The sequence below is a fragment of the Micromonospora sp. WMMD730 genome (assembly GCF_049178955.1).
Taxonomy (GTDB): Bacteria; Actinomycetota; Actinomycetes; order Mycobacteriales; family Micromonosporaceae; genus Micromonospora; species Micromonospora wenchangensis.
The window spans coordinates 6,671,333-6,694,376 of record NZ_JBMHML010000002.1 but is presented as its reverse complement, the minus strand read 5'-3'; the positions used below and the strand labels follow the sequence as shown (position 1 = coordinate 6,694,376).

Below are 23,044 nucleotides of genomic sequence, written 5' to 3'. Positions count from 1 at the left end.
CCGCGATGACCCCGACCGCCCAGAACCTGCCCACCGCGCCCCACCAGATCGAGCTGGCCATCGGCGGGATGACCTGCGCCTCCTGCGCCGCCCGGATCGAGAAGAAGCTCAACCGGCTCGACGGCGTCGAGGCGAGCGTCAACTACGCCACCGAGAAGGCCACCGTCCGGTACGCCGACGGCGTCACCCCCGACGACCTGATCGCCACCGTGGAGAAGACCGGCTACACCGCCGTCGTCCCCCCGCCGCCCGCCCCCGCCGGCACGGAACCGGCCGGTGCACCGGCCGACGAGCTGGACGCCCTGCGGACCCGGCTGCGGGTGTCGGCCGTGCTCACCCTGCCGGTGATCGTGCTGGCGATGGTGCCGGCCTGGCAGTTCACCTACTGGCAGTGGCTGTCACTGACCCTGGCCGCCCCGGTGGTCGCGTACGGCGGGCTGCCGTTCCACCGGGCCGCCTGGACCAACCTGCGGCACGGCGCGGCGACCATGGACACCCTGGTGTCGCTCGGCACCCTGGCCGCGTTCGGCTGGTCGCTCTGGGCGCTCTTCCTCGGTGACGCCGGGATGCCCGGGATGACCCACCCGTTCCGGCTGGACATCGTCCGTACCGACGGTGCCGGCAACATCTACCTGGAGGCCGCCGCCGGGGTGACCGTGTTCCTGCTGGCCGGCCGCTACTTCGAGGCCCGCTCCAAGCGGACCGCCGGGGCGGCCCTGCGCGCCCTGCTCGAACTCGGCGCGCGGGACGTCGCCGTGCTGCGCGGCGGCACGGAGACCCGGGTTCCGGTCGACCAGCTCGTGGTGGGCGACCGGTTCGTGGTCCGGCCCGGCGAGAAGATCGCCACCGACGGGCGGGTCGACGAGGGCACCTCGGCGGTCGACGCCAGCATGCTCACCGGCGAGTCGGTGCCGGTCGAGGTGGGGCCCGGCGACACGGTGGCCGGTGCCACCGTCAACGCGGGCGGCCGGCTGGTCGTCACCGCCACCCGGGTCGGTGCGGACACCCAGCTCGCCCAGATGGCCCGGCTGGTGGAGGCGGCGCAGACGGGCAAGGCCGCCGTGCAGCGGCTCGCCGACCGGATCTCCGGGGTGTTCGTGCCGGTCGTCATCGTGCTGGCCGTCGGCACCCTGGGCTGGTGGCTGGGGTCCGGGGCCGGCCCCACCGCCGCCTTCACCGCCGCCGTGGCCGTGCTGATCATCGCCTGCCCGTGCGCGCTCGGCCTGGCCACCCCGACGGCGCTGCTGGTCGGCACCGGACGGGGCGCCCAGCTCGGCATCCTGATCAAGGGGCCGGAGGTGCTGGAGTCCACCCGGCAGGTCGACACGGTGGTGCTGGACAAGACCGGCACGGTCACCACCGGCCGGATGACCCTGGTCGACGTCCGCCCCGCCGAGGGGCAGGACCGGGCCGAACTGCTCCGGCTCGCCGGGGCGGTGGAGGCCGGCTCCGAGCACCCGATCGCCCGCGCCGTGGCCGCCGGTGCCGCCGAGGCCGGGGAACTGCCCCCGGTCACCGGGTTCGCCGCCACCGAGGGGCTCGGCGTCACCGGCACCGTCGACGGCCACGACCTCGTCGTCGGGCGACCGGGGCTGCTGCGCGAGCGAGGTCTGGACGTACCCGGGGAGGTGGTCCGGGCGATGGCCGAGGCGGAGGCCGCCGGGCGTACGGCGGTGGTGGCGGGCTGGTCCGGGCGGGCGCGGGGGGTCCTCGCGGTGGCCGACGTGGTCCGACCCACCAGCCGGGAGGCGGTCGCCGGGCTGCGGGCCCTGGGCCTGACCCCGGTGCTGCTCACCGGGGACAACGCGACGGTCGCGCAGGCGGTGGCCGCCGAGGTCGGCATCGACCGGGTCACCGCCGAGGTGCTGCCGACCGACAAGGTCGACGTGGTACGCCGGCTCCAGGAGCAGGGCCACACGGTCGCGATGGTCGGTGACGGGATCAACGACGCCGCCGCCCTGGCCCAGGCCGACCTGGGGTTGGCCATGGGCACCGGCACCGACGTGGCGATCGAGGCGTCCGACCTGACCCTGGTCCGGGGCGACCTGACCGCCGCGGTGGACGCGATCCGGCTCTCCCGGCGCACCCTCGCCGTGATCAAGGGGAACCTGTTCTGGGCGTTCGCCTACAACGTGGCCGCCCTCCCGCTGGCCGCCGCCGGCCTGCTCAACCCGATGATCGCGGGCGCGGCGATGGCCTTCTCGTCGGTCTTCGTGGTGGCCAACAGCCTCCGCCTGCGCCGCTTCTCCACCATCACCGTCCACCCCGCACAGCCGAGTTGATCAAGAGGTTCGCGTCACCGGCCGGCTCCCGGGTGACGCGAACCTCTTGGTCATCGGGCTGGGGCCGGTGGCGGGGGTGTTTTGGGGACGGGGGGCGGGGGTAGTTGAAGGTCGTTGGAACGACATGCTCACATCGGGAGGCTCTCATGGGGTTCGACGACAAGATCGGCAACACGACCGAGAACACCGCCGGCAAGATCAAGGAAGGCGTTGGCCGGGCGACCGACAACGAGCGCCTTGAGGCCGAGGGCCGCAACGACCAGGCCAAGTCCAGCCTCAAGCAGGCCGCCGAGAAGGTCAAGGACGCCTTCAAGAGCTGAACCGCACCACCGTCACGCCGGACCGACCCCGTCGGGCCGGCGTGACGCGTGTCCGGGCCCGCCGGTGCCCGCCGATTCGATTTCCCGCCCACCCGTGCGGCATCGTGTCGCGGTACGGCCGTCACACCGAACGGGGAAAGTCGATGCATCGCCGCTCCACCACCGCACTCACCCTCGCCGTCCTCGCCGTCCTCGCCACCGGCTGCTCGGACGAGGAGGCCGGCACCGACGCCGCACCCGGCCCGTCGGCCACCGCCACCACCGGGGAACCCACACCGGAGGCGTCGACCACCACCGCCCCGGAGAGCACCGGACCGAGCGCCGGCACCGCCGCGAACACCGCGCAGGTCTGCCGCGCCGTCGATCAGTTGATCATCGATGGCAGCCGGCAGATCGCCGCCGACTCGGTCGACGCCACCCGCGAGGAACTCACCCCGGAACAGCTCAACGGCAAGCTCAAGGGGCGGCTGAGCCGGCTCGCCGACGACGTCCGTGCGCAGGCCCGCAAGGCGCAGGACGACCGGATCAAGAAGCTGGTCCAGGAGATCGCCACGAAGATTGACTCTGGGGCGGCGGCCAAGAGCCCGGCGAGCTGGATGGGCACCGACTTCGTCGGCATCCCGCCCCGGCTCACCCGCGACTGCCACGTCTGAGCCGGCGTCACGGCCGTCGGGGCCCTACCGCGACGGCTCAGCGTCGACCGGGCAGCTCGGTCGACCGGGCAGCTCAGCGTCGACCGGGCAGCGGGCGCGACGGCGACGTGCCGCCGGCGAGCGAGGCCCGGTCGGCGGCCGAGGTGCCGGACTGCCAGCCCTCGGCGTCCCGCACGGTCAGCCGGGCCCGGGTGACACCGGGGAAGAGGGTGTCCATCCGCTCCCGTACCGCGCCGGAGCGGGCCGCGAGCACCGGCAGCAGGCGGTCCGCCCCGGTGTCCTGGGCCGCCTGCCGGTCCGCCGCGTCGGTCGCGGCCCGCAGCCGCTCACCGATGCGCCGGGCGAAGGCGTGCAGGAAAGCCTCGTCGTACGCCCTGGTCCGCCGGCCGCCGCCGCGCCGTTCCCGCCGGCCGCGCAGCATCGCGGCGGTGGCCTGCACCAGTAGCGAGGTGTGCAGCAGTTCGACCGCCTCCAGGTCGGCGGGGAAGCCGAGCACGGTGGCGAAGCCGAGATCGTCGGACCATACCGACTCGCACCGGTTCGCCGCCGCCACCTCCTGCACCAGCAGCGCCTTCGCGCCCGCGTACGGGGCGTCGGTGCTGATCCGGATCCCGCCGGGCTGGTCCGGGTGGGCGGCCGTCGACTCGACCAGCGCCCGTTCCAGGCTGTGCCGGGCGATCAACTCCTGCGCCTTCCCGGTGAACGCCTCCGCCTCGGCGGGGAAGGTGGTGGACTCCGCCTTGGCCAGCAGCGCGCGTACCCGGTCGAGGACGCGGGAGCCGGACGGCCCGGACGGCCCGGTCACGGCCGTGGCACCGACACCGCCGGGCGGTGGGCGCAGCACCGCGACCGGCGGCAGGCCGGCCAGCAGTGCCAGCACCTCGACCGCGTCACGCAGGGCGGCGATCCGGTCCGTGCCCTCGCGGGCCGCCCACCCGCCCAGCCAGCCCGCGTCGTCGTCCCAACGGACCCGGGCGTCCAGGTCGGTCAACTGGTCGTCCCACCACTGCGGCACCGGGCCGGGCCGGGCCGCCCGGTCGGCGGCGAGCGCGTCGACGACCAGCCGGCCGGGGCGTGCGCCGAGCCGGCGGGCCACGATCCGGGCCACGTCGACCGGCTGCCAGCCCCGGGGCCAGAGCCGGTGCACGGCGGCGACGAGCCGGCGCAGCAGCGCGGCGTCCACCGCCGCCGGCCCGGCGGGGACGTCCCGGCCGCCGTCGTCGCCGGCCCGCGCCGGGGCGCTGCCGACCACCAGCCGGTCCAGGTTCCGCTCCGCGTCGCGTACGTCGGTGCCGCGCACCGCCGCGACCGCGGCGGTGATGAGGGCGTCGGCGTCCGGCACCTGTGGTCCTTCCTGGGGGACGACGGCCCGGGTGGTGTCCGGATCGTCGGGAGTGTCTGCCCGGCAACGGTACCCGGGCCCGGATTGCCCCTGCCGGCCACTCATCCGTTCGTCGCCCGCGCCCGTACTCCTGCCCGGAGTGGACCCGGGTGGACACAGGAGGCGAACGGTGAGCACCCTGACGGTGAGCGAGTCCGTCGACCGCGGCCGGCACCGGGGACGACGGCGGGGCGTGACCCCGGCCGGCGTCCTGACGGCGGTGCTGGTGGTGGCCGCGCTGGCCGCCGGTGGTGCGGTGGTGGCCCAGCGGCAGGGCGTCGACCTGGGTGCCCTCGTCGGCGACGTACGGCGGGAACCGCTCCGGCCGGCCAACGCGGCGGTGCCGCCGGCGCCGCCCGGGGAGCAGGTGCCCGCCCCGCTCTCCTCCGCCGTGCCCCCCACCGCCAAGCCCGCCCCGGCGGCGCTGCGCTACCCGCAGCGGGGGACCGGCACCTGGCGGACGGCGACCGCGCAGGGTGCGGTGGCCGGGAGCGGGGGGCAGCTCCTGCGCTACCGGGTGGCGGTGGAGGGCGGCATCGACGACGTCGACCCGGAGCGGTTCGGGCGGGAGGTGGCGGTGGTGCTCGCCGACCGCCGGGGCTGGACCGCCGACGGCCGGTGGCGGCTGCAACGGGTCGGCGGCGATACCCCGGCCGACTTCACCGTGCTGCTGACCACCCCGGTCACCCGGGGTGAGTTGTGCGGGGACACCTCCGACCGGTACACCTCCTGCCGCAACGGCGACCGGGTGGTGATCAACGTGGCGCGCTGGGCTCGGGGCGTTCCCGACTTCCGGGGTGACCTCGGCACCTACCGGGCGTACGTGCTCAACCACGAGGTGGGGCACCGGCTGGGCCGGGGGCACGAACGGTGTCCGGCGGCGGGCGGGCCGGCCCCGGTGATGCAGCAGCAGACCCTCGGCCTGCACGGTTGCCGGCCGAACGCCTGGCCGATGGTGGGCGGCACCCTGCTGACCGGCCCGGCCGGCGAGTACGACGACCCGATCCCCTCCGACGACTGACCCGGCCGCCGGGCGGGCGTTGACCGACCCCGGGTGGGCGTTGACCGACCCCGGGTGGGCGTTGACCGACCCCGGGTGGGCCGATGATGCGCTGTCCCGGGCGGGCAAAGGCGCATCATCGGCCCCGTTGAGTCGATCAAGCGGGCGTCGCCCCGTCGCGCCCCCCGGTCACCGGCGGGGGAAGGACGCCCAGATGTTCTTGGTGCGGTCGGTGGCGTACCAGCCGACCTTGAGCGAGACGGCCATGGCGATCTGGAGCCCCCGGCCTCCGGCGCCCATCGGGCGGGTGTCGGCCAGTTCGGGGATGCTGCTGAGGTCGTGGTCGGCCACGTCGAGGATGAGCGAGTCGTCGACGGCCAGCAACCGGATAATGGTCGGCGGAATGCCGTGTTTGAGGGCATTTGTGGCGAGTTCGGTGGCTACCAAGGTGATCAACTCGGGGACCTCGTCCATCCGTTGACCGTCGAGGAGTCGCTCACCGGTGAGGGCCTCGTGCAGGGAGGCGCGCAGGGTACGCAGGTCGGCGGGGTCGGCCAGTTCCCACCGGCGCAACTCGGCGGCCTGCGGCGGGGGCGGCGAGGTGAGAAGCTGTGCCATGATCCCGGTTTACCCTGCGTAGCGGCCCGCTATGCCCGCTCCCGGTGTCGGGGATTCGTCGTCACGCCACGCCACGCCCCGCACACCGCCAGCGGTGTGCCGGGTGTGCTTCGGGCCACTGTCGAGGGTGGTCTGCCAGGCAGAAGCGGGTGGGGTCCCGGCGTCCCGTCGGGGATCGAAGAAATCATCCGATTCGGGGTCTGCATCCGCCCCTGCGGTCGCGTAAAGTCCGCAAACTGAACGGGCCATGTCGGCGACGGAACGCCCCGGAACGGGCGCCCGTCCGCACGGTTGGGCGCATCCCCGCGCCGGCTCACGGACCGCCTCAGGAAGAGCCATGACCGCCAGTACGAAGACCCCCAAGGTGACCGTCGTGGTCCCGGCGTACAACTCCGGGCCGCACATCGAGAAGCTCGTCACCTCGTTGCTGGGCCAGTCGTTGTCTGCCGACGAGTTCGAGGTCATGTTCGTCGACGACGGCTCGACCGACTCGACCGGCCCCCGCCTCGACGAGCTGGCCGCCGCCCACCCGCACTTCCGGGTGCTGCACATCGACAACTCCGGCTGGCCGTCGCGCCCCCGCAACCTCGGCGTCGAACACGCCCGGGGCGAGTACGTCTTCTTCGCCGACGACGACGACTGGTTCGGCGAGCAGGCCCTGGAACGCCTCCACGCCTGCGCCACCGAGCACGACGCGGACCTGGTGGTCGGCAAGATGGCCGGGCACCGCCGTTCGGTGCCGCGTGAGCTGTTCCGGCGCAACCGGTTCGACGCCACGCTGGAGAACGCGCCCCTGATCGACAGCCTCACCGCGCACAAGCTGTTCCGACGCTCCTTCCTCGTCGAGCACGGCCTGCGGTTCCCCGAGGGCAAGCGTCGGCTGGAGGACCACGTCTTCGTCACCCGGGCGTACTTCCTGTCCCGGCGCACCTGCGTGCTGGCCGACTACGTCTGCTACCACCACCAGCGGCGGGTCGACGCCGGCAACGTCACGGCCACCGCGCTGGAGCCGGCCGGCTACTTCGTCAACCTGCGCGAGGCGCTCGACATCGTCGACGCGCACACCGAGCCCGGCCCGCTGCGCGACCGGCTGCACCGGCGCTGGCTGCGCAACGAGATGGTGTCCCGGGTGCGCGGCCGGCGGCTGCTCGACGCCCCCGCCGACTGGGTGGACCAGCTGGTCGGCGAGGCGCAGCGGACGATCCGGGACCGGTTCGCCCCGGGCGTCGCGGCCGGGCTGCCGCCGCTGCAACGGATCATCACCCGGCTCATCGAGCAGGGACGCACCCCGGACCTGCGCCGGCTCGCCGAGTGGGAGGCGGCCGTCCGGGCGGTGCCCACCGTGCAGCGGATCGAGCGGGACGCCACCACCCTGACCGTCACCCTCACCGCCGAGCTGTCCTTCGGCGACCGGCCGCTCACCCTCACCGCCGACGGCGAGCAGCGGCTGCTGGTGGTGCCGGTGGACGACGTCCCGGCCGACCTGCGGGACGCCACCGCCCGGATCAAGCAGTCCAAGCTCGACGTGATCGCCCGGCAGCGCGAAACCCGGGAGGAGTTCTTCGTGCCGGTCACCGGCACGGTCGAGCTGGTCCCGACGGCCGACGGCGAGCTGCGGCTGGTCCAGCGGGGCACCGCCCGCCTCGACGTCGGTGCCCTCAACGGCGGCCGGAGCAGGGGCACCTGGGACCTCAAGGCCCGGGTCACCTGCTGCGGCTGGACCGAGGACGCCGTACTCCCGGTGGCGTTCCGCTGCGCGACCGACGGGGCGCGGCCGGTCGCCGTGCCGCACCTGGGCAGCCTGCGCTTCCGGCTGCGGCGGGCGGTGGCCCGCCGGGTGCCCGAGTCGATCCGGCGGGCCATCCGCCGCTGACCCGGCCCGGCCCCGTGGCGGGGCGCGGACCGGCCCTACCGTGACCCCCGTCACCGCGACGGTGGCCGGCGTGAAGAACCCGTCAAGAAACCGTGGCCCCCCGTCACGGTCGCGTTATGGACCCTGCCCCCACGGGCGGCGGCGCGTTGTGATTGCCCGGCGTGGCCGGGAGGCGGTCACGCGTACCCGTCCGGTTGGGGGAGTCCGCGTGTCTGACGTGGTGTTCGTGCTGGTGACGGTGGTGCTGTTCGCGGCGCTCACCCTCGTGGTGAGGGGCGTGGAGAAGCGGTGAACGCCGTCAACGTCGTCGGCCTGGTGCTGGCGACCGGTCTGGGTGTGTTCATGGTCGTCGCGCTGCTGTTCCCGGAGCGTTTCTGATGACCACGGGGACAGCCGGCGTCGTCTTCGTGTCGTCCCTGGTGGTGGCGCTCGTCGTCGCGTACCGCCCGGTCGGTGACCACCTGTACCGGTCGGTCACCGGAACCCGCCGGTCCCGGCTGGAGCGTGGGGTGTTCCGGCTGGTCGGGGTGAATCCGGCCGCCGAACAGTCGTGGGGCGTCTACGCCCGCAGCGTGCTCGCCTTCTCCGCCGTCTCGGTCCTGTTCCTCTACGCCCTCCAACGGTGGCAGAACCACCTGTGGTTGTCGCTGGGCTTCGACCCGGTGGTCCCGCACGGGGCCTGGAACACCGCGGTGTCCTTCGTGACCAACACGAACTGGCAGTGGTATTCGGGCGAGTCGACCATGGGGCACCTGGTGCAGATGGCCGGCCTGGCGGTGCAGAACTTCGTCTCCGCCGCGGTGGGCATCGCCGTGGCGGTGGCCCTGATCCGGGGCTTCGCCCGCAGCCGCACCGGCGAGGTGGGCAACTTCTGGGTCGACCTGGTGCGGATCGTGCTGCGGGTGCTGCTGCCGGTCGCGGTGCTCGGCGCGCTGGTGCTGATGCTCGGCGGCGTGGTGCAGAACCTCTCCGCCGGCACCGACGTGACCACCCTGACCGGCGGTGGCCAGCGCCTCCCCGGCGGCCCGGTGGCCAGCCAGGAGGTGATCAAGGAGCTGGGCACCAACGGCGGTGGCTTCTACAACGCCAACAGCGCCCACCCGTTCGAGAACCCCACCGCCTGGACGAACTGGGTCGAGCTGTTCCTGATCCTGCTGATCCCGTTCAGCCTGCCCCGGGTCCTCGGCCGGATGGTCGGCCAGCAGCGGCAGGGCTACGCCGTTGTCGCGGTGATGGCCGTCCTGGCGCTCGGCAGCGTCGCCCTCACCACCGGGTTCGAGCTGGCCGGGCACGGCACCGTGCCGCAGGCGGTCGGCGCGGCGCTGGAGGGTAAGGAGGTCCGCTTCGACGTGTCGGACTCCGCGACGTTCGGGGCGGTCACCACGCTGACCTCGACCGGTGCGGTGAACTCGTTCCACGACTCGTACACCGCGCTGGGCGGGATGATGACGCTGGGCAACATGATGCTCGGCGAGGTCGCCCCCGGCGGTGTCGGCGCCGGCCTGTACGGGCTGCTGGTGCTCGCGGTGATCACGGTGTTCGTCGCCGGGCTGATGGTCGGCCGGACCCCGGAGTACCTGGGTAAGAAGATCGGCACCCGGGAGATCACCTTCGCCTCGCTGTACTTCCTGGTCACCCCGGCCCTGGTGCTGATCGGCACCGCCACCGCCTTCGCCACCGGCAACGACGCGACCGCGCTGAACACCGGCCCGCACGGCCTGACCGAGGTGCTCTACGCGTTCACCTCGGCGAGCAACAACAACGGCTCGGCGTTCGCCGGGATCACCGTGAACACCGCGTGGTGGAACACCGCGCTGGGCCTGTGCATGCTGCTCGGCCGGTTCCTGCCGATCATCTTCGTGCTCGCCCTGGCCGGCTCGCTCGCCCGCCAGGCGCCCGTTCCCGCCTCCGAGGGCACCCTGCCGACGCACCGACCGCTCTTCGTCGGGATGGTCGTCGGCGTCACGGTGATCCTGGTGGCGCTCACCTACCTACCCGCGCTCGCGCTCGGCCCGCTGGCCGAAGGGCTGTGACCCGGATGAGGAACGAGGACATGTCCGTCGCGTCCGTGACCACCGACGACGACCGGCCGGCCGTCGACACCCCGGCCGTCGACACCCCGGCCCGCCGGGCCGGTGGCGGCCTGCTCGACCCCCGGCAACTGGCCGGGTCCCTGCCCGGGGCGCTGCGCAAACTCGACCCGCGCACCCTGTGGCGCAGCCCGGTGCTGCTGATCGTGGCGATCGGCGCGGCCTTCACCACCGTCCTGGCGGTCGCCGACCCGTCGGTGTTCGGCTGGGCGATCACCGGCTGGCTCTGGCTCACCGTGATCTTCGCCAACCTCGCCGAGGCGGTCGCCGAGGGCCGGGGCAAGGCGCAGGCCGCCTCGCTGCGGCAGGCCAAGCGGGACACCATCGCCACCCGCCTGGTCGGCTGGGCACCGGGTGCCCGCGCCGACACCTACACCGACGAGGCGGTGCCCGCACCGCAACTGCGGCAGGGGGACGTCGTCCTGGTGAGCGCCGGCGGGATCATCCCCGGCGACGGCGACGTCGTCGAGGGCATCGCCAGCGTCGACGAGTCCGCGATCACCGGCGAGTCCGCCCCGGTGATCCGCGAGTCCGGCGGCGACCGCAGCGCCGTCACCGGCGGCACCCGGGTGCTGTCGGACCGGATCGTCGTGCGGATCACCCAGCGGCCGGGGGAGAGCTTCATCGACCGGATGATCGCCCTGGTCGAGGGGGCCGACCGGCAGAAGACCCCGAACGAGATCGCGCTGAACATCCTGCTCGCCGCACTCACCCTGATCTTCCTGCTGGCCGTTGTCACCCTCCAACCGTTGGCGATCTTCGCCAAGGGCTGGCAGGCCGCCGCCCCCGACACCGGGGCGGTCACCGGCACCGGGGTGACCGGGGTGGTGCTGGTGTCCCTGCTGGTCTGCCTGATCCCCACCACCATCGGGGCGCTGCTGTCGGCGATCGGCATCGCCGGGATGGACCGCCTCGTGCAGCGCAACGTGCTCGCGATGAGCGGCCGGGCGGTGGAGGCGGCGGGGGACGTCAGCACCCTGCTGCTCGACAAGACCGGCACGATCACCCTGGGTGACCGGCAGGCCACCGAGTTCCTGCCGGTCGAGGGGGTCACCGCCGACGAGGTGGCCGCCGCCGCGCGGCTGTCCAGCCTCGCCGACGAGACGCCCGAGGGGCGGTCGGTGGTGTCGCTGGCCACGCGGGGGTTCGACCCGGGTGCGCCGGAACCGGACCCGCTGCCGTACGCCGACTTCGTGCCGTTCACCGCGCAGACCCGGATGAGCGGCGTCGACCTGACGCCCCCGGACGCACCGGCCCGCCAGGTCCGCAAGGGCGCGGCGACGGCGGTGCTGGCCTGGGTACGGGAGCACGGCGGCGCGCCGGGCAGCGGGATCGACGGGATCGTCGACGGGATCAGCGGACACGGCGGCACCCCGCTGGTGGTGGCCGAACACGTCGCCGGGGAGCCGGCCCGCGTGCTCGGCGTCATCCACCTCAAGGACGTGGTGAAGGCCGGGATGCGGGAGCGGTTCGCCGAGCTGCGCCGGATGGGCATCCGGACCGTGATGATCACCGGCGACAACCCGCGTACCGCGCAGGCGATCGCCGACGAGGCCGGGGTGGACGACTTCCTCGCCGAGGCCACCCCGGAGGACAAGCTCGCCCTGATCCGCCGGGAGCAGGAGGGCGGCCGGCTGGTCGCGATGACCGGGGACGGCACCAACGACGCCCCCGCCCTGGCCCAGGCCGATGTCGGCGTCGCGATGAACACCGGCACGTCGGCGGCGAAGGAGGCCGGCAACATGGTCGACCTGGACTCCGACCCGACGAAGCTGATCGAGATCGTCGAGATCGGCAAGCAGTTGCTGATCACCCGGGGCGCGCTGACCACGTTCAGCATCGCCAACGACGTGGCGAAGTACTTCGCGATCATCCCGGCCATGTTCGCCGGCCTCTACCCGGGCCTGGACCGGCTCAACGTGATGCGGCTGGGCAGCCCCGAGTCGGCGATCCTCGCCGCGGTGATCTTCAACGCCCTGGTCATCGTCGCGCTCATCCCGCTGGCGCTGCGCGGCGTGCGGTACCGGCCGGCCGCCGCGTCGACACTGCTCGGCCGCAACCTGTTGCTCTACGGCGTCGGCGGCCTCGTCGCGCCGTTCGTCGGTATCAAGCTCATCGACCTGCTCGTCCAGTACGTCCCGGGGATCTCGTGATGCGTCTACCCGCCTGGCTCGCCCGACACCTCGCCGCCCTGCGTGCCCTGCTCGTGTTCACCGCGCTGCTCGGCGTCGCCTACCCGCTCGCCCTGGTCGCCGCCGGCCGGCTCCCCGGCCTCGACGCGAAGGCCGACGGATCGCTGCTGACCGTGGACGGCCGGGCCGTCGGCAGCGCCCTGATCGGCCAGTCCTTCACCGACGCCGACGGCAATCCCGTCCCGCGCTACTTCCAGTCCCGCCCGTCGGCGGCCGGCGACGGCTACGACCCGACCGCCTCCGCCGCCTCGAACCTCGGCCCGGAGAGCGTGGTGGACACCCTCGCCGGCGACCCGCGACAGTCGACCCGGAGCCTGCTCAGCCAGGTCTGCGCACGCAGCCGGGCGGTCGGACTGCTCGACGGCGTCGACGGGCGGCGACCGTACTGCACGGCCGACGGGGTGGGCGCGGTGCTGGCCGTGTTCCGCGCCGACGGGCTGACCGGCCGGATCACCCGGGTGGTCAGCGTCAACCAGACCGCCCCGGCCACCCCGTTCGTCCCCTCCTGGCACGGGGTGCCGGTGGAGCTGGCGCAGCCCGGGGAGAACTATCGGGCCGCCGGTGGGCTGGTCACCCCGGTCCGGGGGGACGCGCCGGAGCACCCAGCCGTCCCCGCCGATGCGGTCACCGCCAGCGGCAGCGGCCTCGACCCGCACATCAGCCCCGCGTACGCCGCGATCCAGGTGGCGCGGGTGGCGCGGGAGCGGGGCGCGGACCCGGCGGTGGTGCGGCGGCTGGTCGCCGAAAACACCACCGGACGGGCGCTCGGCTTCATGGGCGCCCCCGCGGTGAACGTGCTGGCACTCAACCTTGCCCTCGACCGGAACCTGCCCGCCCGTTGACCCCCGCCGGGCCGGCACCCCTGCCCGGGGTGCCGGCCCGGCGGTCGCGCCCCGGGGCGGTACGCACAGCGGGAGGATGGACGCGTGCCACGAGGTGAACTGCGCATCTACCTGGGTGCCGCCCCCGGCGTCGGCAAGACGTACGCGATGCTGGAGGAGGCCCGGCGGCGGGCCGGGCGGGGCACCGACGTGGTGGTCGGCCTGGTGGAGACGCACGGCCGGCCGCAGACCGCCGCGATGATCGGCGACCTGGAGGTGCTGCCCCGCCGCCCGCTGCGCTACCGGGGAACCGACCTCACCGAGCTGGACCTCGACGCCGTGCTGGCCCGCCGCCCGGAGCTGGTCGTGGTCGACGAACTGGCCCACACCAACGTGCCCGGCTCCCGGCACCAGAAGCGCTGGCAGGACGTCCAGGAACTGCTCGATGCGGGCATCTCGGTGCTGTCGACGGTCAACGTGCAGCACCTGGAGTCGCTCAACGACGTGGTCGCCCGGATCACCGGCACCACCCAGCGGGAGACCGTCCCGGACGCCGTGGTCCGCGCCGCCGAGCAGGTCGAACTGGTCGACATGACCCCGGAGGCGCTGCGCCGGCGGATGGCGCACGGCAACATCTACCGGCCCGACCGGATCGACGCCGCGCTGGGCAACTACTTCCGGGTCGGCAACCTCACCGCACTGCGTGAGCTGGCCCTGCTCTGGCTGGCCGACAAGGTCGACGACCAGCTCGACCGGTACCGGGCCCAGCAGGGCATCTCCGCCACCTGGGAGGCCCGGGAACGGGTCGTCGTCGCCCTCACCGGCGGCCCGGAGGGGGAGACGCTGATCCGCCGGGCGGCCCGGATCGCCGCCCGGAGCAAGGGCGCCGACCTGCTCGCCGTGCACGTGGCCCGCAACGACGGGCTGGCCGGGGCGGACCCGGCCCAGCTCGCCCGGCAGCGGGTCCTGGTGGAGAGCCTCGGCGGCAGCTACCACCAGGTGCTCGGCGCGGACGTCCCGGCCGCCCTGCTCGACTTCGCCCGGGGGGTCAACGCCACCCAACTGGTGCTCGGCGCGAGCCGGCGCGGCCGGTTCGCCCACCTGTTCGCCCGGGGCGTCGGCGTCACCACCACGGCCCGCTCCGGGGCGATCGACGTGCACCTGGTGACCCACCCGCAGGCCGGGCGGGGCCGGCGCGGGGCGGCGGTGCCGGCGGCGCTGTCCCGGCGGCGTCGGCTGCTCGGGTTCGCGCTCGCCGGGCTGGGCCTGCCGCTGCTCACCCTGCTGCTGTCGGTGTTGCCGGACCTCACCCTGACCAACGACATCCTGATCTTCCTGGCCGGGGTGGTCGGGGTGGCGCTGGTCGGTGGCCTGTGGCCGGCGCTGGTCGCCGCGCTGGGCGGATCGCTGCTGCTGAACTGGTTCTTCACCCCGCCGTACCGCACGCTGACCATCGCCGAGGCGGACAACCTGCTCGCGCTGGGCGTCTTCGTCGCGGTGGCGGTCGCGGTGAGCGGGGTGGTAGACGTGGCGGCCCGGCGTACCCGGGAAGCGGCCCGCGCCGCCGCCGACGCGCAGACCCTGGCCACCGTCGCCGGCAGCGTGCTGCGCGGCGAGCGACCGCTGCCGGCGCTGCTGGACCGGCTGCGGGAGACCTTCGCGCTGCGCGCGGTCAGCGTGCTCGAACTCGCCCCCGACGCCCAGGGGCGGCCCGGCCGGGCCCACGAGGAGGACGTGTGGCGTCGGGTCGCCAGCGTCGGGGTGGACCCCGCCGGCAGCCCCGGCGCGGGGGAGACCACGGTGCCGGTCGACGAGCGGCTGACCGTGGTGCTCAGCGGCCGTCGGCTGGAGGCCGCCGACCGGCGCATCGTCGAGGCGTTCGCCGCGCAGGCCGCCGTCGCGCTGCGTCAGGAACGGCTCGCCGAGGAGGCGGCCACCGCCCGGCCGCTCGCCGAGGCCGACCGGTTGCGCACCGCGCTGCTCGCCGCCGTCAGCCACGACCTGCGTACGCCGCTGGCGTCGGCGAAGGCGGCGGTGAGCAGCCTGCGCAGCCCGGACGTCGAGTTCGACCCGGAGGACCGGGCCGAACTGCTCGCCACCGCCGACGAGTCACTGGACCGGCTCGGCCGGCTGGTGGCGAACCTGCTCGACATGAGCCGGTTGCAGGCCGGCGCGCTGGGCGTCACCCGCACCGCGATCGGCCTGGAGGACGCCGTACCGCTGGCCCTGGACGAGCTGGGGCCGGCCGCCGCCGGGGTGCGCACCGACATCCCGGCCGACCTCCCGGCGGTCGACGCCGACCCGGGCCTGCTGGAACGGGTGCTGGTCAACGTCGTCGCCAACGCGCTGCGGCACAGCCCGGTCGGCCGGCCCCCCACGATCACCGCCAGCGCCCACGCCGGGCAGGTGGAGCTGCGGGTCATCGACACCGGGCCCGGTATCCCCGAGGACCGCTGGGAGCACGTCTTCCTGCCGTTCCAGCGCCTCGGCGACCGGGACAACCAGACCGGGGTGGGGCTCGGACTGGCCCTGTCCCGGGGGCTGGCCGAGGCGATGGGTGGCAGCATCACCCCGGAGACCACCCCCGGTGGGGGGCTGACCATGGTGCTGCGGCTACCCGCCGCCGACGAGAGGCCGGACCGGTGACCCGCATCCTGGTCGTCGACGACGAACCACAGATCCTCCGCGCGCTGCGGATCAACCTGCGTGCCCGGGGGTACGACGTCGAGGTCGCCGAAACCGGCACGGCCGCGCTGAAGGCCGCCGCCGGCCACCCGCCGGACCTGGTGGTGCTCGACCTCGGCCTGCCCGACCTCGACGGCGTGGAGGTCATCCGGGGTCTGCGTGGCTGGACCACGATCCCGGTCATCGTGCTCTCCGGGCGGGCCGGCAGCGCGGACAAGGTCGCCGCCCTCGACGCCGGTGCCGACGACTACGTCACCAAGCCGTTCGGGGTGGACGAACTCCTCGCCCGCATCCGCGCCGTCACCCGCCGCCTCGCCTCCTCACCCGTCGACGCGACGGCCACCGCCCGGGTGGGCCGGCACACCGTCGACCTCGCCACCCGCACCGTCACCCGGGACGACGGCACCGAGATCCGGCTCACCCCCACCCAGTGGGCGGTGCTGGAACGGCTGCTGCGCCACCCCGGGAAGCTGATCAGCCAACGCCAGCTCCTGCACGAGGTGTGGGGGCCGGAATACCAGCAGGAGACCAACTACCTGCGGCAGTACCTGGCGCAGTTGCGGCGCAAGCTGGAGGACGACCCGGCCCGGCCCCGGCACCTGATCACCGAGCCGGGCATGGGCTACCGCTACCGCCCCTGACCGGGGCGGCCCTGTCTCAGGCCGTGCCCCGGCGGTCACCGGGTCGGCGACGCCCCGCCTCCGTCACCGGGCGTCGTGCCCTATCCGGCGACGAGGCCGATCGCCAGGGCGACGACGGCGAGGAGCGGGGGGACGAGCTGCTTGAGTGCGGCGCTGGCCTTCGACGGTGCCGAGACCAGCAGCACCAGCCCGGCGGCGACCATCGACCCGGCGCCGACGAAGACCAGGGTCGCGCCGACGGTGTGCGCGCCGACGGCGTAGGCGACGATGCCGACGACGATCGCGACCGCCAGGAAGAGGTTGTAGAAGCCCTGGTTGAAGGCGAGCTGCCGGGTCGCCTCCGCCTCCTCGCGGCTGGTGCCGAAGACCGCGCGGGCGCGGGCGGTGGTCCAGACGACCGACTCCAGGTAGAAGATGTAGACGTGGATGAGGCCGGCGATGCCGGCCAGGACGAGCCCTGCGACGACCACGACCCTGCCTCCTCGGTTCGCGCGGAACGGAGATGTCCGCCACCGTCATTCTTCCTGTCCGCCGTGCCCCCGAATCAGGTGGTGGCGGGTTTCCCGTGCGCCTCCTACGGTGGGGGAGACGTGGGGGAGGTTCAGGTTGCTCGACGCGGGTGACGCGGTGCGTTGGCTCCAACTCGCCGCACCCCGCGGTGGGCCGGACGACCTGCCGATGCTGGTGAACCAGGTCGCGCCAGCCATGGACGCCACCGAGATCGTGATCTACCTGGCGGACTACCAGCAGGCCAGTCTCGTACCGTTGCTCGGTGCCGGTCTCGACCGGGGTGAGTTGTCGATCGAGACGACCCTGGCCGGCCGGGCCTTCACCGCTCTCGACGTGCAACGCGCCGCCGACAGCCCGGACCGGGTCTGGGTGCCGCTGCTCGTCGGGTGCGAGCGGATGGGCGTGCTGGAGATCGTCTCGCCGGCTGCCGGGGAGCATGCCATCGAGGGGCCGGCCTGGGAGCTGGCGACCTGCGTCGGTCAACTGGTGGTGAACCGCCGGCCGTACGGCGACGTCGTCGAGCGGCTGCGGCGGCGGCTGCCGATGCAGGTCGCCGCCGAGATCGTCTGGGGTCTGCTGCCGCCGTTGACCTTCGCCACCGACGAGATGGTGCTCACCACCATCCTCGAACCGTGCTACGACGTCGGCGGCGACATCTTCGACTACGCGCTCAACGGCGATGTGCTCAGCGTCGGGCTGTTCGACACCTGCGGGCACGGCATCCGGGCGAGCACCCTGGCCTCACTGGTGGTCAGCGCCTACCGCAACGCCCGCCGGTGCGGCCTCGACCTGGTCGACACGGCCCTCAGCATCGACAAGTGGGTGCGCTCCGAGCACCCGCACATGTTCGCCACGGCGCTCCTCATCGAGCTGGAGCCGAGCACCGGCCGGCTCCGGGTGATCAACGCCGGTCACCCGGGCGCACTGCTGCTGCGCGACGGCAAGGCGATCCGGGAGCTGCCGGGCCCGACCGCCCTCCCGCTCGGCCTGGGCCACCTGACGACCCAGCGCCCCGAGGTGTACGAGGAGGAGCTGCACCCCGGGGACCGCATCCTCGCCTACACCGACGGCATCACCGACGCGCGGGGCGGCGACGGGGAGCGGTTCGGGTTGAAGCGGCTCGTCGACTTCGTCAACCGGGCCCTCAACGACCAGTTGGCCACCCCGGAGACGATGCGCCGGTTGGTGCGCGCGGTGGTTGCCTACCAGGAGGGGCAGCTCGACGACGACGCGACGTCGCTGCTGCTGGAGTGGCGTCCGCCGCGTACCCCACTGCCCCACCTGCCCGGGGACCCGACGCGGGAGGGGTGAGCGGCCGTGGCGCGGGGCGGTGGCCGGCTGGCCCGGCACCGGACGACGGGGTCACCCGGCCGGGTCGGTGTCCCGGTCGCTCGGGCGGGGCACCGGCACCGGGTCGGTCCGCTGGGGCCGGTCGGGCTCGGTGAGCTGGAGCAGACGGTACATGGTGCGCCGTAGCAGCACCGCGGCGTCGCCCGGGCGGGCGGTCAATGCGCCCAGCACCGCTGCCGGGTCGATCCCGCCGGTGAGAGCGAGCTGGGGCAGCAGCGGCCGGTGCGGGTCCAGCCGGGGCGCGTGGAGGGCGAGCAGATGTTGCGGCGTACCGGGGGCGGGCGTCGGCCCCGGGGCGGGGAGCACCAGGGTCCGACGTCCGACGGCGGCGGCGTAGGCGGTGACGGAGCCGTGGTCACCGATGACGTGGTCGGCGGCGACCACCGGGGCCCGCCAGTCCTCGCTCGGTCCGGGCAGCAGCAGCCCGGCGTCGAGGCAGCTCCGGAGCCAGGCGCGGATCTGGCGGTGCCCGTGGGCGGCCCAGATCGCCGGGTGCAGCAGCGCGGCGACCCGGTAGCGCTCGGCCGGGAGCTGTGCCATCACCTGCGGTAGCAGGTCGGGCCAACGTCCGAAGCTGCCGTCCGGGCCCCAGGTGGAGGCGACCACCACGAGTTCCTGGTTTTCGTCCAGCCCCATGGCCCGCCGGTAGTCCGGGCGGCGGGGCAGGCTGGCGACGAGCCGGTCGACGCAGGGGTCACCGACGACCACCGCCGTCCCGAGCGCCTGCGGGCACTGCCGTCGCAGCACCTCCACCTCGTAATCGTGGGAGAGGGCGAGAGCCGCCGGGAGCACCCGTCCGTCGTGGGTGAGCCGTTGCGCGTCGAGACCGTAGACGGGGCGGTCGGCGGGTGCCGGTCCAGCGGTCGGGCCGGAACGCACCCGCTTGCTGCGCCCGGCTCCGTGGGCCAGCAGCAGCAGGGGCGCGTGGAGTTGGTGCAGTCCGCCGTGGGCGGCGGCGAGGCCGAGGTCGAAGCGTTCCCGGACGGCCTGCTGCCAGGGCAGGACGAGCGCGCCGAGCCCGTCGAGGAGCTGTTCCACCCGGTGGTTGAAGACGTCCGGGGCGATGGTGAAGACCACCTGCACCCGGGGGTCGCTCTCGACGTACCCGATGACGTCGAGCAACCGGTGGCAGCTCGCGAGGGTGTGGGTCACGACGAGCACCGTGTGGCAGCCCGACCGGGTCACCCAGCGGTCGGCATCGATCCCGATGGGAGCGGGTGGCCACGCCGACGTCATGGCTCGCCCCTTCGGTCGTCCTCTCCTACTGTCCGATCAGGACGGTACCGTCGACGCGGGGCTCCCGGCAGCTTCGGGCGGTCCACGCACGGTGACGGCCGGCCGACCCGCGACGCGAAGCGGCCGGGACCGCCACGGCGGTCCCGGCCGTATCCCTGCCGGCGGCGGGATCACCCGTCCAGCGGCTTGATCCAGATGTTGCGGTACTGGACCGGGTTGCCGTGGTCCTGGAGCCGGATCGCGCCGGCCGCCGGGCCCTCGGGCCGGCTGCCGCCGGTCGGGCCGAGGATCTCCACGTCGTCGTGCACGGTGACGCCGTTCCACACCACGGTGACCCGGGGGTTCGCCACCTTGACGCCGGCCGCGTCGTAGCGGGCCTGGCGGTACTCGATGTCGTACGTCTGCCAGGTCTGTGGCGGGCGGGCGGCGTTCACGTCGGGCGCCTTCTGGGTGTAGATGGCGGCGGCGTCGTTGTTCTGCGGCGGGTCGATGCCGAACGAGTCGAGCACCTGGATCTCGTAGCGGTCCTGGAGGTAGACGCCGCTGTTGGCCCGCTGCTGGCCGGTCACCTCCGGCGGGTAGAGCGGCAGGTTGAACTCGACGTGCAGCCGGAAGTCGCCGAACGCCTGCACGGTACGCAGGTCGCCGCCGCGTACGGTCATGGTGTTGCCGGCGAGTGTCCACTCCGGTTCGCGCCCGTCGGTGTGCTGCCACTCGGTGAGGTCACCGCCGTCGAACAGGGTGATCCGTTCCCCGCGCGGCCGGACGGCGAGCACGTCGAGGTTGACGTGCCCGGAGTCGGCGCTCTCCTTGCGATACTCGACGATGTTGCGTCCACGCCGCAGGTGCACCTTGCTGGTGACGGTGCCCCACTCCTCCCAGGTGACGGTGGACGGGAAGACGGTCTGCCCGATCCGCTTGCCGTTGACATACAGGCTGAGCTGTTTCGGGCCGGAGAACGGGTTGGGGCCGTTGCTGTAGCGCATCGCCAGGTCGTGGTTGCCGGCCTCGGGGACGTCGACGGAGATCCGGGTCGACGCGCCGTCGTCGGCGAACCCGGCGGCGAAGCCGGCACCGGAGTAGGCGGCGTGGTCGGTGGCCATGCCGACGCCGACGGTACGACCCTCTTCGGCCTCGAAGAAGGTCTGCGGCTGGGCCACCCGGCCGGGGATCTCGTTGAGCGTGTACCAGGCCTCGGTGTTCCACAGCTGCTCACCGTCGGCGGCGGAGAACGGGCGCGGCGAGCGGACGTGCACCACCCGGTTCTCCTTCAGGCCCGGAATCCGCAGCCGGACGGTGCGCCCGTTGGCCGCCAGCACCGCCCGGGTCACGGTGAGTTTCTCCAGGTCGAGCTTGGGGCCGCCGTACTGGCTGGTCGCCCCGTAGCGCCACTGGGTCACCTGGTACGCCTCGGCGAGCCGGGCGGCGGTCTCGGCCGAGATCGGCTCGGTGTACTCCAGGTCGAACCCGTTGGCGGTGGCCCGCATCTGCTTGACCTCGAAGGTCGAGGTGCCGTTGGGGGTGAGTTTCTGTAGGCCGTAGCTGAGTTTGCCCTCCTGGCCCCAGTTGCCGCCGGCCCCCACGCCACCGGTGTAGACCGCGCCGTCGGGGCCGAGGGTGACCTCGTTGACGCCGGCCTCCAGGCCCTGCGTGTGCCGGAACACCGCCCCCTGGTACTGCCCCTCGACCTCGTCGAGGTACACCCGTTGCAGGCCGCCGTAGGTGACGTCGCCGACGACGACCTGACCGGCGTACGGGCCCTGGGTCAACAGCACCGGGCTGGACGGGGAGTTGCCGATCTCGTTCTGCGGGAGCCAGACGATCGGCCGGGTCACCGGCTTGTCGTCGTACGGCCCGTCGGGGGTGGTGTAGTGGTTGAAGAACGCCCCCTGCTGGATCTGGACCAGCTTGGACGCGGGCAGCCAGCCACCCTGGTTGTCGGTGACGAGCACCTCGCCGCGCGGCCCCCAGCCGATCCCGTTCGGGGTGCGCAGCCCGCCGGCCACGTACGTGATCTTGCCGGTCCGGGCGTTGACCCTGATCGAGGTGCCCCGGTTCGGCGCGGGCTGCGGCACGGTGGTGGCCCCGCCCTGGTTGATCGCGACCGACAGGTTGAGGTGGAAGAACCCGTCCCGGTAGAGCAGGCCGAACGCGAACTCGTGGAAGTTGCCGCCCCACGGCCAGGTGGCGACCGTACGCCGGTCGTCGGCGACGCCGTCGTCGTCGGTGTCGCGCAGCGCGGTCAGTTCGTGCTTCTGGCTGACGTAGACGGTGCCGTCGACCACGGCGACGCCCTGCGGCTCGCGCAGCCCGTCGGCGAACCGGTGGTAGGTGACCTGGTCGGGGCCGGTAGCGCCGGTCGCGCCCGTGGCCACCCAGACCTCGCCGGTGGCGTTGTCGGTGCCGCCCCAGGTGCTCAGCACCAGCGCGCCGTCGGGCCGGAACGCCATCCCGGTGACCTGCGGCCGGAACCCGTCGGGGCGCAGGTCGGTGAGGGTGTAGCCGGGGTGTACCCGGTCGAGCGGCAGGCCGTCGCCGGCCGAGTCGGTGGCCCCCTCGCAGTACTTCCAGCCCGGCGCGGTGACCCGGACCACCCCGGCGTCGGTGCTCAGCGCGGAGTTCGGCACGAGGGTGAAGTCGTTGCTGCCGGGCGGACGCCATTCCAGCCGGAGCACCTGGCCGCCGCCGTCGTCGAAGTGCTCGATGCGCAGCGGGTGCCGGCCGGCGGTGAGGGTGGCCGACCCCTCCTTGGCGGTTTCCCCGTGCAGTCCGTCGTGGTCGACGACGACCGTGTCGCCGATGCTCAGTCGGGAGCCGTCGTCGCTGGTGAGGCGGAAGACGTAGGCGCCGTCGACGGGCGCGGCGAGGTTGCCGGTGACGTGGCTGACGAACCGGTCGGCGAGCCCGAAGTCGTCGGTGCTGCTCCAGTCGACCTGCGGCATCAGCTTGTCGACGTTAGGCGTCTGGGCGGGCTTGAGGGTGCACAGCGCCGACAGCGGGGTGCCCATGTCGTAGGTGCGCAGGGTGACGCCGGGTTCCTGGGGTGGCAGGTCGGCGGCGGGGGCGGCGGTGGCCGGGGCGACGGACCCGGTGGCGAGCGCGGTCGCCAGGGCGGTGCCGGCGGCCACGAGCGCGGATCTGCGCCGCCGGTGCGGGGTGGTCATGGTGCCTCCAGTGGTGGTGGGCCCGGCCGGGGGACCGCGCCACTTTCTCCCGTTGGCGGTTCGGTATGGAACGCGTCACACCGAAGATTGATCGCAGACATTAGCACTTTGGATCGATTCGGTGAAACTTTTCGATGGTTGTGCAAAAGTCGACCGGAGGTGGGTCGAATCCACCGGCTCGTGGGCTGGTCGCCGGGGTCGGGGGTGAGGCACTATGCCCATGGAATC

The 23,044-nt window shown here is 73.6% G+C and carries 17 protein-coding genes; 12 read left to right on the top strand and 5 right to left on the bottom strand.

The window, feature by feature from the left end:
- The first annotated feature begins 5 nt into the window (after window positions 1-5).
- From ACN265_RS28490 to ACN265_RS28480, 3 genes are all read left to right on the top strand, one after another.
- Entirely contained in the window at window positions 6-2,282 is a 2,277-nt protein-coding gene (locus tag ACN265_RS28490; protein WP_421410644.1) for a heavy metal translocating P-type ATPase, read from the top strand.
- Window positions 2,283-2,428: 146 nt separating this feature from the next.
- On the top strand, window positions 2,429-2,602 hold the full coding sequence (locus ACN265_RS28485; protein WP_088643694.1) for a CsbD family protein: 174 nt from the start codon (window positions 2,429-2,431) through the stop codon (window positions 2,600-2,602).
- 143 nt (window positions 2,603-2,745) lie between these two features.
- Window positions 2,746-3,255 carry a hypothetical protein gene (locus ACN265_RS28480; protein ID WP_421410643.1) on the top strand — a complete coding sequence of 170 codons (510 nt, stop codon included), beginning with the start codon at window positions 2,746-2,748 and terminating at the stop codon, window positions 3,253-3,255.
- A gap of 73 nt (window positions 3,256-3,328) precedes the next feature.
- Here ACN265_RS28480 and ACN265_RS28475 read toward each other — a convergent pair whose 3' ends face one another.
- A complete protein-coding gene (locus ACN265_RS28475; protein WP_421410642.1) occupies window positions 3,329-4,597 on the bottom strand; it encodes a DUF2786 domain-containing protein in 1,269 nt (422 codons plus the stop codon).
- 169 nt (window positions 4,598-4,766) lie between these two features.
- On the opposite strand from ACN265_RS28475, the gene ACN265_RS28470 reads away from it, so the two are divergent.
- A complete protein-coding gene (locus ACN265_RS28470; RefSeq protein WP_421410641.1) occupies window positions 4,767-5,657 on the top strand; it encodes a DUF3152 domain-containing protein in 891 nt (296 codons plus the stop codon).
- A gap of 168 nt (window positions 5,658-5,825) precedes the next feature.
- Here the strand turns inward: ACN265_RS28470 and ACN265_RS28465 are convergent, their stop codons facing one another.
- Complete coding sequence (locus tag ACN265_RS28465; protein WP_421410640.1) at window positions 5,826-6,254, bottom strand: ATP-binding protein; 429 nt, start codon at window positions 6,252-6,254, stop codon at window positions 5,826-5,828.
- Between the two features lie 337 nt (window positions 6,255-6,591).
- On the opposite strand from ACN265_RS28465, the gene ACN265_RS28460 reads away from it, so the two are divergent.
- From ACN265_RS28460 to ACN265_RS28430, 7 genes are all read left to right on the top strand, one after another.
- Entirely contained in the window at window positions 6,592-8,127 is a 1,536-nt protein-coding gene (locus tag ACN265_RS28460; protein ID WP_420115234.1) for a glycosyltransferase, read from the top strand.
- Between the two features lie 288 nt (window positions 8,128-8,415).
- Complete coding sequence (gene kdpF, locus ACN265_RS28455; protein ID WP_421410639.1) at window positions 8,416-8,505, top strand: K(+)-transporting ATPase subunit F; 90 nt, start codon at window positions 8,416-8,418, stop codon at window positions 8,503-8,505.
- Window positions 8,505-10,160, top strand: coding sequence for a potassium-transporting ATPase subunit KdpA (gene kdpA, locus ACN265_RS28450; RefSeq protein WP_421410638.1), 1,656 nt, complete (start codon window positions 8,505-8,507; stop codon window positions 10,158-10,160). The genes kdpF and kdpA overlap by 1 nt, the downstream gene beginning before the upstream one ends.
- Window positions 10,161-10,180: 20 nt before the next feature.
- Window positions 10,181-12,370, top strand: a complete 2,190-nt coding sequence (kdpB, locus tag ACN265_RS28445; RefSeq protein ID WP_421410637.1) for a potassium-transporting ATPase subunit KdpB — start codon at window positions 10,181-10,183, stop codon at window positions 12,368-12,370.
- On the top strand, window positions 12,370-13,251 hold the full coding sequence (locus ACN265_RS28440) for a potassium-transporting ATPase subunit C (RefSeq protein WP_421410636.1): 882 nt from the start codon (window positions 12,370-12,372) through the stop codon (window positions 13,249-13,251). The genes kdpB and ACN265_RS28440 overlap by 1 nt, the downstream gene beginning before the upstream one ends.
- 84 nt (window positions 13,252-13,335) lie before the next feature.
- Entirely contained in the window at window positions 13,336-15,876 is a 2,541-nt protein-coding gene (locus ACN265_RS28435) for a DUF4118 domain-containing protein (RefSeq protein ID WP_421410635.1), read from the top strand.
- Entirely contained in the window at window positions 15,873-16,556 is a 684-nt protein-coding gene (locus ACN265_RS28430; protein WP_357934015.1) for a response regulator, read from the top strand. Before ACN265_RS28435 ends, ACN265_RS28430 begins: the two co-directional genes overlap by 4 nt.
- 80 nt (window positions 16,557-16,636) lie before the next feature.
- Here ACN265_RS28430 and ACN265_RS28425 read toward each other — a convergent pair whose 3' ends face one another.
- Entirely contained in the window at window positions 16,637-17,026 is a 390-nt protein-coding gene (locus tag ACN265_RS28425; protein WP_421410634.1) for a DUF1304 domain-containing protein, read from the bottom strand.
- 136 nt (window positions 17,027-17,162) lie between these two features.
- Here ACN265_RS28425 and ACN265_RS28420 point away from each other — a divergent pair, with 136 nt between their 5' ends.
- A complete protein-coding gene (locus tag ACN265_RS28420) occupies window positions 17,163-18,377 on the top strand; it encodes a PP2C family protein-serine/threonine phosphatase (RefSeq protein WP_421410633.1) in 1,215 nt (404 codons plus the stop codon).
- Window positions 18,378-18,428: 51 nt separating this feature from the next.
- Here the strand turns inward: ACN265_RS28420 and ACN265_RS28415 are convergent, their stop codons facing one another.
- Both ACN265_RS28415 and ACN265_RS28410 read right to left on the bottom strand, forming a co-directional pair.
- Window positions 18,429-19,568 (bottom strand): hypothetical protein, encoded by a 1,140-nt coding sequence (locus ACN265_RS28415; RefSeq protein ID WP_421410632.1) that lies wholly within the window; start codon window positions 19,566-19,568, stop codon window positions 18,429-18,431.
- Window positions 19,569-19,822: 254 nt separating this feature from the next.
- Window positions 19,823-22,816, bottom strand: a complete 2,994-nt coding sequence (locus ACN265_RS28410; protein WP_421410631.1) for a family 16 glycoside hydrolase — start codon at window positions 22,814-22,816, stop codon at window positions 19,823-19,825.
- Window positions 22,817-23,044 lie beyond the last annotated feature (228 nt).